The organism is Neobacillus sp. DZ-9 (genome assembly GCF_059587065.1).
Genome location: NZ_JCAIOL010000010.1, coordinates 117,133 through 130,657 on the forward strand (window position 1 = coordinate 117,133; position 13,525 = coordinate 130,657).

Consider the following 13,525-nt stretch of genomic DNA (forward strand, 5'->3'; position numbering starts at 1 on the left):
CCTGACACCATCTCATTTGCAGATTTACTAAACCGATTTAGTAAGGAGATTAAACCTATGAAATTACAACTTGCTTTGGACCGAATGACGATTGCCGAAGCCATTGAACTTACCAAACAAGTGGAGGACTCCATTGATTGGGTGGAGGTAGGAACCTCTTTAATTAAAGAATTTGGGATGAGCAGTGTAAAAGAGCTAAAGCAGGCTTTTCCAAATAAGGTGATTGTGGCTGATATGAAAACGATTGACAATGCCCGTTATGAATTCGAAATGGCCTTCGAAGCCGGGGCAGATGTCGCCACTGTTATGGGGGTATCCCCGCTCGTAACGATTGATGCCTGCATAGAAGTGGCCAAACGTTATAACAAATTGGTAATGTTTGATTTATTGAATACCTCAAAAGAACAAGTATGGGAATTATTAAAGTACAACGAAGCCGTATTTTGCGCTCATGTAAGTAAAGATGAGCAAGAGGAATCCGGGGCACAGAACTTGGGTACAAAGCACGACGGACTTCTTACGGATCCGACTCTTAAACTAGCAGCTGCTGGCGGAATTACGTTGGATTCGTTGGAAAGTTTAAGAAAGACATTAAATCCATCAGTGGTCATTGTGGGCTCGGCGATTACAAAAGCAAAAAATCCGACAGAGGCCGCGGCAACATTTAAACAAGAAATTGGGCAGGGGGAATAAAGATGTCAGTCATCCAAACAATTTTAAAAGAAGTAGAAACGGTTATTAGTCAGGTGGAAGAAGGGCAGCTCAAAACATTAGCATCCGAATTGCACCAGGCGAAGCGGATTTTCATTATTGGTGAAGGCCGCTCCGGCTTAATGGCGAAATCTTTTGCGATGAGATTGATGCATTTGGGGGCAACGGTGTTTGTAGTGGGTGAAACGATTACCCCATCGATTGAACAGGGGGATCTCCTGGTGGCGGTATCGGGATCTGGTACGACGAAGAGTGTAGTTTGGACCTCTGAAAAAACACAATCAATCGGCTGCTCGGTGATGGCAGTTACCACCAATCCTGAGTCACCACTGGCCGCGGCTGCTACTCATATCCTACATGTACCAGCAGCAACTAAGTATCGGCGCGAGAATGAATTACAAACGATTCAACCGCTTGGATCTCTTTTTGACCAAAGTGTGCATATTTTGTTTGATACCATCTGTCTGCTGTTTGGCAAGCTGAATGAAGTGGACCATTCCGAAGCGTTTGGCCGGCATAGTAATTTGGAGTAAAAACGAATGAATTATTGAAAAATAAGTCGGTCTCTAACCAGTTTAGAGGCCGACTTATTTTTTTTACACATGACATTATTTAAGGAAGGATGTTGCCTGCAGCACGATAGATAGAATACCATTCTTCCCGTGTCAGATGAATTTCGCTTGCCTGACAGCAATCTTGTAACCTGTCCAGATTCATGGTACCAATGACAGGCTGCATTTTGGCCGGATGACGCAATAGCCATGCAACCGCGATGGTCGTGTTGCTCACTTCATATTTAGCAGCGATTTCATCAATCTTCTGATTTAGCTCAGGGAACTTGTCGCTGCCAAGAAATACGCCCTCAAAGAATCCATATTGGAAGGGAGACCATGGTTGAATAGTAATATCATTCAATCTGCAAAAATCAAGCACGCTTCCATCCCGATTAATGGCTGAATCATTTTCCATGTTGACATTGATTCCATTCGATATCATCGTGGCGTTGGTGATGCTTAATTGCAGTTGGTTTGCTACAATTGGCTGCTTCACAAATTTCTGAAGAAGCTGGATTTGCATCGGATTCTGATTCGATACACCGAAATGCCGCACTTTTCCGGAACTTTCAAGAATATCAAACGCTTCAGCGACTTCTTCAGGCTCCACAAGCGCATCCGGGCGATGCAGTAGGAGAACGTCAAGATATTCGGTGTTCAGGCGTTTTAATATTCCGTCGACGGACTCTAAAATATAATCCTTCGAAAAGTCGAACATGCCCTTGCGAATCCCGCATTTGGATTGCAAAATAATTTTTTCGCGAACCGCAGCATTCATATGAATGGCATCAGCGAATATTTCCTCACATGTTCCGCCGCCATATATATCGGCATGGTCGAAAAAGTTTACCCCTTCTTCTAAAGCGGTTTGGACAAAGCGCTCAGCATCAGGTTTGTCCAGCGAATTAATTCGCATACAGCCAACGGCCAGAACCGGTAATTCTAATGAACTGCTTCCGAGTTTCATCGTTCTCATGGTCAATATCCCTCCATTTTTTATTCCTATCTATTTTGACATACTATTCTTAAAACTATCAATTTTGAAGGGGGAAAGTTGGCTAAAAATTTTTTAAAAGAGATATGAGAGTTTGCAAATAGATATAGGCTGGACTATGCTTTATGTAAGATAATAAATGGAGGAAATGCCGCTATGTCTACTTTGCCTAATTGTCCAAAATGTCATTCGGAATACACTTATGAGGATGGGAATCTTTTTGTTTGCCCTGAATGTGGCTATGAGTGGTCTTCAGAATTAGAAACAGATAATAGTGAAGATCAAAAGGTTTTCAAGGATGCCAATGGAAATGTCCTAAATGATGGTGATACGGTAACCATCATCAAAGATCTTAAAGTAAAAGGGAGCTCCTCAGTCTTAAAAGTCGGTACCAAAGTGAAAAATATCCGGTTAGTAGAAGGAGACCACGATATAGACTGTAAAATTGAAGGTTTTGGTGCGATGAAATTAAAATCTGAATTTGTAAAAAAAGTATAAATTAATCTTTTTACAAAAAAGGGGACAGTTTTGATAACTGTCCCAATTATTTTAAGAGGGGTGATTTTTCGATTCGCCGATAAACCTCAAAAATCCGCCGATAAAACTTAAAAAAGCTAAAATCACGGGCGCGGCTCTTTCCGCGCTACGCCAGTCTGACGGGCTGCTTGGACCACGGCTGCGCGAACCCGTTCCACGACCTTATCATTGAACACACTCGGAATAATATACGATTCGCTTAGTTCTTCATCCGACACAACGGAAGCAATCGCTTTCGCTGCCGCCACTTTCATTTCTTCATTAATTTCACTCGCACGGCAGTCAAGCGCACCGCGGAATATTCCCGGAAAACAAAGAACATTATTGATTTGATTCGGGTAATCGGAGCGGCCGGTCGCCATTACCCGTACATATGGCTCGGCGAGATCTGGGTTAATTTCCGGTTCCGGGTTGGCCATGGCGAATACAATCGGATCCTTCGCCATCGTTTTTACATCCTCAACCTTCAAGATTCCAGGAGCGGAAACGCCGATAAAAACGTCAGCCCCGACAATAACTTCTGATAAAGAACCCTTTAGATTATCGGGATTGGTCATTTTAGCGTAGGTATTCCAATAAGGATTGTCATACTGAACATCACGGTGGATCGCCCCATGCCTGTCTACCCCAATAATGTTGCGAATCCCTGCTGAAAGGAGAATCTTTGTACACGCCATTCCGGCTGCACCAATGCCAGTGAAGACTACTTTGATATCCTCAAGCTTTTTATTGGTAATTCTTAAAGCGTTTAAAAGTCCGGCTAGAAGCACAACGGCGGTTCCATGTTGATCGTCATGAAAAACAGGGATATCGAGCTCTTGCTTTAATCTTTTTTCGATTTCAAAGCATCTTGGTGCAGAAATATCCTCTAAATTGATGCCGCCAAAGGCCGGGGCAACGGCTTTAATCGTACGAATGATTTCTTCCGTATCTTCCGTATCGAGACAGAGTGGGAAAGAATCGACATTCGCCAGTTGTTTAAAGAGCATCGCCTTACCTTCCATAACCGGCATGGCGGCATACGGTCCAATATTCCCAAGACCTAGGACGGCAGTTCCGTCTGAGATAACCGCAATCGTGTTGCGCTTAATTGTTAAGGAATAAGCTTTTTCAGGTTCTTCAGCAATCGCGCTGCAGACATTTGCTACTCCAGGTGTATAGACCCTCGCCAAATCTTCCCTATTCTTAATTCTCGTTTTGAGTGCGGTTTCGATTTTTCCTCCTAGATGCATCAGGAACGTTCGGTCCGAAATTTGTAGGACCTTGACCCCCTTAAGCTGGGAGATTAATTCGCCCATCAGCCGGCTGTGCTTTAAACCATGGACGTTGACAGTGATGTCCCGGATGGTATGAGTTTTGCTTGAGGAAATTACATCGACCCCGATAATATCGCCGCCTGCATTGCTGATACAGCTGGCAATTTCACCGAATGAAAAAACCTCCACGTCTAATTGTAAACGCATAATAATATGTGTACTTGAACCTTTTCCAATTGGCATTCTGAACACTCCTTGAAGGTAATTTTTCTATTTAATTTGGTAAGGGATCTTAAGCGTAAATCTTGTTCCCTCTCCAATAACTGATGAAACTTCCAGATTCCCATGAAGTTTTTCCACACTTCGCTTCACGAGAGATAAACCAATTCCTCGATCCTTTCCTTTCGTCGAAACGCCTTTGTAAAAGATTTTTTCCGAAAGTTCTTCGTTTATCCCCGGCCCATTATCAGCTACCTCAACGAAAACCTCATGATCGTAATAATCAAGATGAACCGATACTTGCTTGTTATCCTGGTCTGTGAAAGCCTCTAAAGCATTATCAATTAAATTTCCGATTACCGTGATTAATTCATGCGTGATCTCAGGTGAAGCAGGCTCTGGCAAAACCGCTTCTGCTGTTAAGGACAGCTCTGCCCCCAGTTCCCTGGCGTAACTCATTTTCCCGAGAATGAACCCCGCTAAGGCTGGGTCTTTTATTTTACTAACGATATAACCGACTTCGTTTTGAAGGTGGTCGGAAATCTGGTTAACATAGTCTGCCAGCTTTTCATAGCGTTCGAGATGGACTAACCCGAGAATCACATGAAGCTTGTTCATAAATTCGTGGGACTGGGCCCGCAACGCTTCTGCATAGAGCGTGACTCCCGTAAGCTCTTTTGCCAGCTTATTGATTTCCGTTTTGTTGCGGAAGGTCGTGATCGCCCCAACCATTTCATTTCCGACTCGGATGGGCAGTTGATTTGTTAACAAGGTAATACCGGATAAATCGATTTCTTCATTCAGCCGAGGTTTTCCCGTTTTTAGGATGTTTTTTAGATGTATCTGAGGGATGCATTCGTCGACAAGAAGTCCTACTGGATTTTCCTTGATCCCTGCCTCTTCGAATAAACGCAGTGCTTCATTATTAATGAGCGTGATCCGGGCGTCCTGGTCAACTGCCAGGATACCTTCCTTTGTTGATTGAAGCATAGCGCTTCTCTCTTCCAGTAATTTTCCGATTTCAAACGGTTCGAGTCCAAACATGCTTTTTTTAATTTTTCTAGCTACAATAACAGCTCCGATGATGCCAATCAAGACCCCGAAAATGACGGCAAGTATAATAACCTTTTTGCTGTTATTTACATCCTGTTTGACCTTATCAAGGGAAATTCCAACCGCTACAGCGCCAATTTGTTTCCCTGAACTTGAGTAAGCAGGCGTAAACGCTCTTAAAGAATAGCCTAAGGTTCCTTTGGCGGTTGAGATATGTTCATGGCCATGGAGGACAGGCCCTTCATCCCCGCCGACAAATCGTTCCCCGATTTTACTAGGATTAGGATGTGATTTCCGAATCCCCTTCATATCAAGGACGACAATAAATTCGACGTTTGTAGCTTTCGTCATTTTATTGGTAAAGTCTTGGATGTCTCCCTCGTTCCGCTTATGCTCGAGTGCTTCGATTATAAGGGGAGAATGAGCGGTCATCCTGGCAATATTCAATGCTTTTTCTGCCTGATTGTTTTTGGTCGTGCTCCCGATTTCCCGGCTGATGAGTAGATCGGTTACAAATAAAGCTAAAGCCACGACTCCGCAGACGAGAAGGGTAATGGTCGTTTGCAGACGAAACAGTGGTTTTTTATTTCGCACAAGGCCCCCTCTTTCTATAAACGGTACTTGTTCATAGGGCGGCCGACGGACCCATATTGAATTTCCATGATGATATCGCCCTTTTTCTCCAGATATTCTAAATAACGGCGTACGGTAACACGCGCTAAACCGGTTCCCGCGGCCACTTCATCAGATGAGAGAGGCCCCGTGTGGCCTTCTAAATATTGCAAAACCTGCTTCAGGGTCCTGTCATTTAATCCTTTTGGTAAAGAATCTTCAGGCTCCGGCTGCTTTGCAGAGACTCTTGTCATCGCATCCAAATCAGCCTGCTCCAACGGCCGATTTTCCTTGAATTTTTTAAAGGTATTTCGGTATTGCTCCAGCGCCGATTGAAATCGGTCAAACCGGAACGGCTTAACAATATAATCGACAACCCCAGCGCGGAATATTTCCTGGACATGCTGGGGGTCGCGGTTGGCCGTTAATAGAATGACATCTAAAGGATAGTTTTCATTTCTAATTAGCTGAAGGAGGGAAAATCCGTTCATGTCCGGCAAAAAGTAATCGAGCAGGACGAGATTGGGATGGACTTCCTTCATTAACGATAGTGCATCTTTGCCCGAAAAGGCTTTTCCGACTAACATAAAGCCTGGAAGCTTCGATACAAATTCAGCGTTAATCTCCATGACCATCGGATCATCCTCGACAATCAAGACTCGGATCAGTTCCATGAATTCTCTCCTTTCCTTCCTTTTTTGCCCATTATAGCTTACTTTTTGGCGATAACCAAAGAAACAGCCACGTATAACGTGGCTGAAAGCAATACCTGTGTAAGCAGAGTTATGCTGTTTTGCTCAAAGATGACTTTACTGCCGCTTTATCATCAAACTCATTTTCCATTTTGGAAACAACGACCGTTGCAACCCCGTTGCCGATAAGATTTGTCAGGGCACGGGCCGTCGACATAAAGCGGTCAACCCCTAGAAGAAGGGCAATTCCTTCGACTGGAACGCTCGGGAATGCTGCCAGAGTTGCTGCCAAGGTAACAAAACCGGAGCCTGTTACACCTGCAGCCCCTTTAGAGGTAAGCATTAATACACCAAGCAGGGTGACTTCCTGTCCAAGGGTTAAGTCAACTCCGAAAGCCTGAGCGATGAATAGGGCTGCCATCGATAGGTAGATGGAGGTTCCATCCAAGTTAAACGAATACCCGGTCGGTACAACAAGACCGACAACAGATTTTGAACATCCGTAATTTTCAAGCTTCTCCACCATTTTTGGAAGAGCCGATTCAGAAGAAGATGTACCTAGCACTAAAAAGATTTCGTCTTTAATATAGCTGATAAATTTGAAGATATTAAAACGATAAAATTTTGCAATTCCGCCGAGAATGACAACAATAAACACGGCCATCGCCAAAACCGTTAACCCGAACAATTTTCCAAGGGATAAAAGCGAACCAATCCCGAATTGGCCAATCGTATAGGAGATCGCTCCGAATGCTGCAATCGGTGAATAATACATAATAATGTTAACAATCCGGAAGAAGGTTTCGGATAATTTTTCAAAGAAATCAATGACAGACTTGCTTCTTTCGCCAAGGCCTGATAGAGCGATTCCGAATAGGACGGCCAAGAAAAGAATTGGAAGAAGCTGCCCGTTGGCTAAAGCACCCATAAAGTTCTCAGGGATGATACCCATGATAAAGTCCATGAAGCTGTGGCTTCCTTCTGCTGCCTGCTTGGTGAATTGGCTAATGTCCGCTTTTGCGCTGTGGGCATTGACCCCTGCACCTGGCTTGAAAATCGTGGCAAACAAAATGCCGATCGCCAAAGAGATGGTGGAAACGATTTCAAAATAAAGTAAAGCTTTTCCGCCAATTCGGCCGACCTTCTTCATATCCCCCATACCGGCAATACCGACGACAATGGTTAAGAAGATAATCGGTGCAATGACCATTTTGATCATTTTGACAAAAATATCGGATAACACTTTTAATTCGGAACCCATTTTCGGAAATAAGGCACCAAAGATAATCCCAAGGACAATGGCAATCAGAACTTGCGTGGTAAGACTCTTAAAATTGATTTTCATTGACAATCCTCCTAATCTATTAAGTTTAAAAAAATGTAAACACTTACATGTTAAACCAGATGAAAATGATAGAAACTCGCTATCAATAAATGAAGTATAAATTTTAGTGAATTATCTGACAATATTTTGGTTATATCGTTCTTTTTGGTTATTTTGGTCTGAGCATCATTTCTTCTTTAGTTTGTTGGACTTGCCGTGTTCATTGCCCTACAATAGCAAGTATGAAATCAAGAATATGAGGGTGTCATTCATGAAACCATATACGCAAGTTTTCCAAGGAACTGCATTTACAAGTAAATCTCCAAAAGAAATTCAAATTTTAAAAGACCATCTTTTTTGTATTAACGAGGACGGAATGATTGAAAAAATCATGGCGCCTGAGGATGTGGGATATCAAGCTTTACTTGATGCTTACCAAGGCAGAGAGAACTTTCACCGTTTGGCTCTCGGTCAGTATTTGTTGCCTGGCTTTATCGATTTGCATGTGCACGCCCCGCAGTGGGCCCAGGCCGGTACGGCATTGGATATCCCGCTTTATGAATGGTTAAACACGTATACCTTTCCGATTGAGTCGAAATTTTCCGATTTAGACTTTGCAAAAAATGTGTACGAGGATGTCGTCAGTACCTTACTCGCTAACGGGACAACGACCGCGCTTTATTTTGCAACCGTCCATAAAGAAGCGAGTTTATTGTTGGCGGAAATATGCGCCGAAAAGGGGCAGAGGGGATTAGTGGGAAAGGTTGTCATGGATAATCCCGACCAAACCCCTGATTATTATCGCGACGCTGATACCGCATCGGCACTGGCGGATACGGAGGAGTTTATTTTAGCGGTCAACGAATTGACGAAGCAATCGAAACAGGGTGTTTACCCAGTCGTTACTCCTCGGTTTATTCCGAGCTGTACGAACGATACATTAAAAGGCTTAGGGGAATTAGCCGCAAAGTATGATACTTACATCCAATCACACTGCAGTGAAAGTGACTGGGAGCATGGGTATGTCCAGGATCGTCTTCATAAAAATGATGCGTTTGCCTTGCATGATTTTGGTCTATTGCGTGAAAAGTCTGTTATGGCGCATTGTAATTTTTTAAATGATGACGATGCTGGGCTCTTTGCAGAAACGGGTACGGCTGTCTGTCATTGTCCTATTTCCAATGCCTACTTTGCCAATAGCGTTATTCCGATCGCTCGTTTGCATTCAAAAGGGGTCGAAATTGGATTAGGCTCGGATATTTCAGGAGGTTTTTCCCCTAGTCTGTTCGATAATGCCAGGCAAGCGGTGATGTCATCGAGAATGTTGGAGGATGGTGTAGATACCACTCTTCCTGCTGAAGAACGCGGTGTCCCCAATTCACGGATTACGATTAATGAAGCGTTCTATTTGGCCACAGCTGGCGGAGGGAAAAGTTTAAGTCTGCCAATCGGCCTTATTGCGGAAAACTATGTGTGGGATGTCCAACTCATCGATACTACACTAGAAACTGCCAAGCTGCCTTTGTATGATGCAAATGAAGATTTAAACGATATTTTCCAAAAAATCATGTATTTGGTGCGGCCGGAAAATATTCGTGAAGTCTGGGTCCAAGGGGAAAAGGTTCATTCGCGAAAAGACCGTTGACGTTATCAGTCAAGGTTGTTCGGGAGCGTCGGTCTATGCTTAATCGTTAAGGTAAGAATTTTTTTGAAAAAATTTTTAAAAAAATCAAACCGGTTTAAAACATTGTCCGTTTCCTCAAATGTAAACAATTTTTGGGGAGGGACTTAAATGAAGAAGTGGACGTTTTTCTTAGCAGTTTTTTCAGTCATCTTATTATTAGCAGCTTGTAACAGCCAGACTGATCAGACTACGAAAAAGAAGGAGCCAAAAAGCGAAACGGTAACAGCTGACAAAGGGAGTAAGTCCGAAGAGAATGGTTTACAACTATTAGATAATGCGAATGTTGGAAAATACTTAGCGGATTCAAAGGGAATGGCGTTATATTGGTTTACCAAGGATCAAGCTGGAAAGAGCAATTGCAGCGGACAATGTTTAGAAAACTGGCCGGCGTTTTCTACTAAGGATTTCAAGGTGCCGGAAGGCTTTAACCTAAGCGATTTTGGCACGATCAAGCGGGAAGATAATGGGGTAGAGCAAGTAACATACAAAGGATATCCACTATATTATTGGATTAAAGACAAGGCCCAAGGCGATGTAACAGGCCAGGGAGTCGGGAATGTTTGGTTTATTGTTAATAGTCAAACCACGTTTGAAGAGGCAACGGCTAATCAATTACAATTATTAGAAGATGCCAAAATTGGTAAATACTTAGCGGATGCAAAAGGAATGACACTGTATTATTTTACTAAGGATCAAGCTGGAAAAAGCAATTGCAGCGGACAATGTCTGGAAAACTGGCCGGCATTTTCAGCCAAGGATTTCAAAGTTCCGGAAGGTTTTAACCCAAGTGATTTTGGCACGATCAAGCGGGAAGATAATGGGGTCGAGCAAGTGACCTACAAAGGATATCCGCTATATTATTGGATAAAAGACAAGGTAAAGGGCGATGTTACAGGCCAGGGTGTCGGGAATGTTTGGTATATTGTCAACGCGGAAACCACTTTTTAATTCAAGTAAACATATTTAAAATTAGAAAGGCTTTCTCACTGAATGTTGTGAGGAAGCCTTTTTTCAATTTTATAATTCACTTTAACGTCGAAATTTCGGATTAATCGGGGTGAACCGTACCATAAGTAAATTTCCCGACCTTTTAGTCAATCTTCATTTATTTAAGGTTTATGTAAGGTTCACATAAAAATGCTGTAAGGTCCAGTCATTATAATCATATTTGTAGTCATTCAAGGAGGTTTATTCAATGAAAACAATCTTACAAGCAAAAAATGTTCAAAAAATATATGGTTCAAAAGGAAATCAATTTAAAGCATTGGAAGATATTAATTTGGAAATTAAAGAAGGCGAATTTATAGGAATCATGGGGCCTTCGGGTGCTGGTAAATCGACCTTACTAAATATCTTTTCTACGATCGATACTCCAACATCAGGAGATATCATTATTGCGAATCAAAATATCGTCAGAATGAAGGAAGAAGAACTATCCGATTTTCGGCGAAATCAACTAGGGTTTATTTTTCAAGATTATAACCTTCTAGATACGTTAACGGTAAAGGAAAATATTTTACTCCCGCTGGCCTTATCAAAGGTACCAGCAAAGGAGATTAAGGAACGTGTCGAGGAAATTGCTGATACATTTGGAATTCGCGAAATACTGAATAAATATCCCTATAATATCTCAGGAGGTCAGAAACAGAGAACAGCTGCATCTCGTGCTATTGTGACAAACCCAAGCTTAATCTTGGCGGACGAGCCAACAGGTGCATTGGATTTAAAGTCTGCCTCCAGCTTGCTAGAAAGCTTAACAGCACTAAATGAGCAGAATAAATCAACGATTATGATGGTCACTCATGATGCCTTTGCTGCAAGTTTCTGTAAACGATTATTATTTATTCAAGATGGCAGGATCTTTACTGAAATCCACAAAATGCAGAAATCTCGCCAGGAATTTTTCCAAAAAATATTAGATGTCCTCGGTTCACTTGGAGGTGGACAGTAAATGACCTTATTCAGCATTGCTAGGAAAAACATTAGGAAAAACTTTACGAACTATTTTTTGTATATTGCATCAATGATTTTTAGTATTGTCATTTACTTTACTTTCGTCTCATTAAAATACGATCAAACGATCCAAACTTCCACCGATTCTTCTACCAAAATCAGTTCCGTCTTTAACGGTGCGTCGGTTGTTTTAATGATTTTTGTTGCCGTTTTTATTTGGTATTCAAACTCATTTTTTACAAAGAAACGCAAAAAGGAAGTCGGTTTGTATTCGTTACTAGGTGTTCGCAAGAAACAAATAGGTCGAATGTTATTTTATGAGAACTTTATCATGGGTATTTTAGCCCTTTTGATTGGAATTGTCCTTGGATCCATTTTGTCTAAGTTTTTTGTAGCCCTTTTAATGAAGGTCATGGGCTATGAGGCAGTTGGAAATTTTGTCATTTCATCTGCAGCGATACTTAACACAATTATTGTGTTCACTCTGATTACGGCGATTACTTCCATTCATGGCTATCAATTAATTTATCGATTTAAATTAATTGAATTATTTAAGGCAGAGAAAGAAGGAGAGAAAGAGCCAATGGCGTCTGTCATAATTGCGATTTTCTCCGTTTTATTAATTGGTATTGGTTATTGGCTTGCCCTTCAAAATTTATTGGAGTCAGAAGTATGGAGAAAAATGGGCATTATGGTAACACCTGTCGTTATTTTGGTCACAGTGATCTTAGGTACTTATTTATTATTTAGTACATTTATTGTGTACCTATTAAAGATTTTAAGGAAAAATAAAAATCATTTTTGGAAGGGAATTAACTTAATTAGCACATCACAGCTTCTCTATCGAATGAAAGGTAATGCGCGTACGTTAACCATTATTGCCGTTCTAAGTGCGACAACATTAACGGCGGTTGGGGCATCCTATAGTTTTTATTATAACAATAGAGGTAATGCTGAAAATGCGAATCCAAATAGCATGATGTTTATTTCGCAGGATAAAAATACTTCTAATCAGATAAAAGAGAGAATTTCTCAGGATAAAAAACACAAGATTACTTATCATGAGGTCATCCCGGCATTGCAGATCAATGTAGATATTACGAATCTGCATAGTAAAATGTCCGCTGATGAAGTGGAATATACCATTATTTCAAATGAGAACTATAACAAATTAATAAACGAGCAGAAAAGAAATGATTCTCTATCATTGAAAGGAAACGAGGCAGCTGCATTAGATGCAAGCTATTTTGAAGGTTTATCACCAACATATGTAGGAGCTACAGTTTCCTTGAAGGTAAAGGATCGAAGCGAGAACATTACATTTAAAGAATTAAAGAAATTTAATGTCCTCAATCTTCGTACATCTAACATAACGGTTGTTGTGAGTAATAAGCTTTTTTCAAAATTAGAAAATGGGTCAAGCCTTGTTAACATGGAAGTTTACGAAATCACGAATAAAGATGACGCAAAAGGATTAACAAAAGATATTCAAGCTATGTTGCCAGAGGAAGCAAACTATTCAAGCTTTTATTCTGATTATGCTAATGGAATGGAGGCAACCGGTTTACTCATTTTTATGGGTGGATTCTTAGGGCTTGTATTCCTTGCAGCAACAGGAAGCATTATTTACTTTAAACAGCTGACGGAAGCACACCTAGACAAAGAGCGTTATGAAATATTACACAAAATTGGTGTAAATAAAAAGGAAGTTAAGAAATCAATTTCGAAACAAATATTATTTGTTTTTGCTTTGCCATTACTAGCAGGCATTGCACACTGTTTAGTTGCTTTGACTGCTTTATCAAGGCTGATGCAAACAAACCTAGCTATTCCTGTCATGATCTGTATAGGCGTTTATGTTTGTATTTACATCGCTTATTACTTCCTAACAGTGAATACTTACTACAAAATGGTAACGAAATCAAATGAATAGAGG

Annotated in this window: 11 protein-coding genes and 2 pseudogenes; 8 read left to right on the forward strand and 5 right to left on the reverse strand. The window is 41.3% G+C overall.

The features are described 5' to 3' along the window. The first annotated feature begins 57 nt into the window (after positions 1-57). Together hxlA and hxlB are read left to right on the forward strand one after the other, a co-directional pair. On the forward strand, positions 58-693 hold the full coding sequence (hxlA, locus tag AC59HZ_RS24290; RefSeq protein WP_496548330.1) for a 3-hexulose-6-phosphate synthase: 636 nt from the start codon (positions 58-60) through the stop codon (positions 691-693). Positions 694-695: 2 nt separating this feature from the next. Next, positions 696-1,244: a 6-phospho-3-hexuloisomerase gene (gene hxlB, locus AC59HZ_RS24295; RefSeq protein WP_496548331.1), complete on the forward strand. Its 549-nt coding sequence runs from the start codon at positions 696-698 to the stop codon at positions 1,242-1,244. Between the two features lie 79 nt (positions 1,245-1,323). Here the strand turns inward: hxlB and AC59HZ_RS24300 are convergent, their stop codons facing one another. Beyond that, positions 1,324-2,241, reverse strand: coding sequence for an aldo/keto reductase (locus AC59HZ_RS24300; RefSeq protein WP_496548332.1), 918 nt, complete (start codon positions 2,239-2,241; stop codon positions 1,324-1,326). Between the two features lie 174 nt (positions 2,242-2,415). On the opposite strand from AC59HZ_RS24300, the gene AC59HZ_RS24305 reads away from it, so the two are divergent. Continuing rightward, positions 2,416-2,757, forward strand: a complete 342-nt coding sequence (locus AC59HZ_RS24305) for a zinc ribbon domain-containing protein YjdM (protein ID WP_496548333.1) — start codon at positions 2,416-2,418, stop codon at positions 2,755-2,757. Positions 2,758-2,879: 122 nt separating this feature from the next. Here the strand turns inward: AC59HZ_RS24305 and AC59HZ_RS24310 are convergent, their stop codons facing one another. The 4 genes from AC59HZ_RS24310 to AC59HZ_RS24325 form a co-directional block, all read right to left on the reverse strand. Beyond that, positions 2,880-4,259 carry an NAD-dependent malic enzyme gene (locus AC59HZ_RS24310; RefSeq protein WP_496548440.1) on the reverse strand — a complete coding sequence of 460 codons (1,380 nt, stop codon included), beginning with the start codon at positions 4,257-4,259 and terminating at the stop codon, positions 2,880-2,882. 63 nt (positions 4,260-4,322) lie between these two features. Next, a complete protein-coding gene (dcuS, locus tag AC59HZ_RS24315) occupies positions 4,323-5,918 on the reverse strand; it encodes a DcuS/MalK family sensor histidine kinase (protein ID WP_496548334.1) in 1,596 nt (531 codons plus the stop codon). Between the two features lie 14 nt (positions 5,919-5,932). Next, positions 5,933-6,610, reverse strand: coding sequence for a response regulator (locus AC59HZ_RS24320; RefSeq protein WP_496548335.1), 678 nt, complete (start codon positions 6,608-6,610; stop codon positions 5,933-5,935). A 109-nt stretch (positions 6,611-6,719) separates the two neighbouring features. After that, positions 6,720-7,973 (reverse strand): dicarboxylate/amino acid:cation symporter, encoded by a 1,254-nt coding sequence (locus AC59HZ_RS24325; protein ID WP_496548336.1) that lies wholly within the window; start codon positions 7,971-7,973, stop codon positions 6,720-6,722. 250 nt (positions 7,974-8,223) lie between these two features. Between AC59HZ_RS24325 and guaD the strand changes: the two genes are divergently transcribed. The 5 genes and pseudogenes from guaD to AC59HZ_RS24350 all read left to right on the forward strand — a co-directional run bounded on the left by guaD (position 8,224) and on the right by AC59HZ_RS24350 (position 13,522). Beyond that, the gene (gene guaD, locus AC59HZ_RS24330; protein WP_496548337.1) at positions 8,224-9,597 is read left to right on the forward strand and encodes a guanine deaminase; all 1,374 of its coding nucleotides are present in this window, start codon (positions 8,224-8,226) and stop codon (positions 9,595-9,597) included. Between the two features lie 147 nt (positions 9,598-9,744). Beyond that, a pseudogene (locus tag AC59HZ_RS24335) lies at positions 9,745-10,197 on the forward strand (COG4315 family predicted lipoprotein); the annotation flags it as partial. Between the two features lie 48 nt (positions 10,198-10,245). Next, positions 10,246-10,584: pseudogene (locus AC59HZ_RS24340) on the forward strand (COG4315 family predicted lipoprotein); the annotation flags it as partial. Between the two features lie 247 nt (positions 10,585-10,831). Then, entirely contained in the window at positions 10,832-11,587 is a 756-nt protein-coding gene (locus AC59HZ_RS24345; protein WP_496548338.1) for an ABC transporter ATP-binding protein, read from the forward strand. After that, positions 11,588-13,522: an FtsX-like permease family protein gene (locus AC59HZ_RS24350; RefSeq protein ID WP_496548339.1), complete on the forward strand. Its 1,935-nt coding sequence runs from the start codon at positions 11,588-11,590 to the stop codon at positions 13,520-13,522. It begins immediately after the preceding gene. The last annotated feature ends 3 nt before the right edge of the window (positions 13,523-13,525 follow it).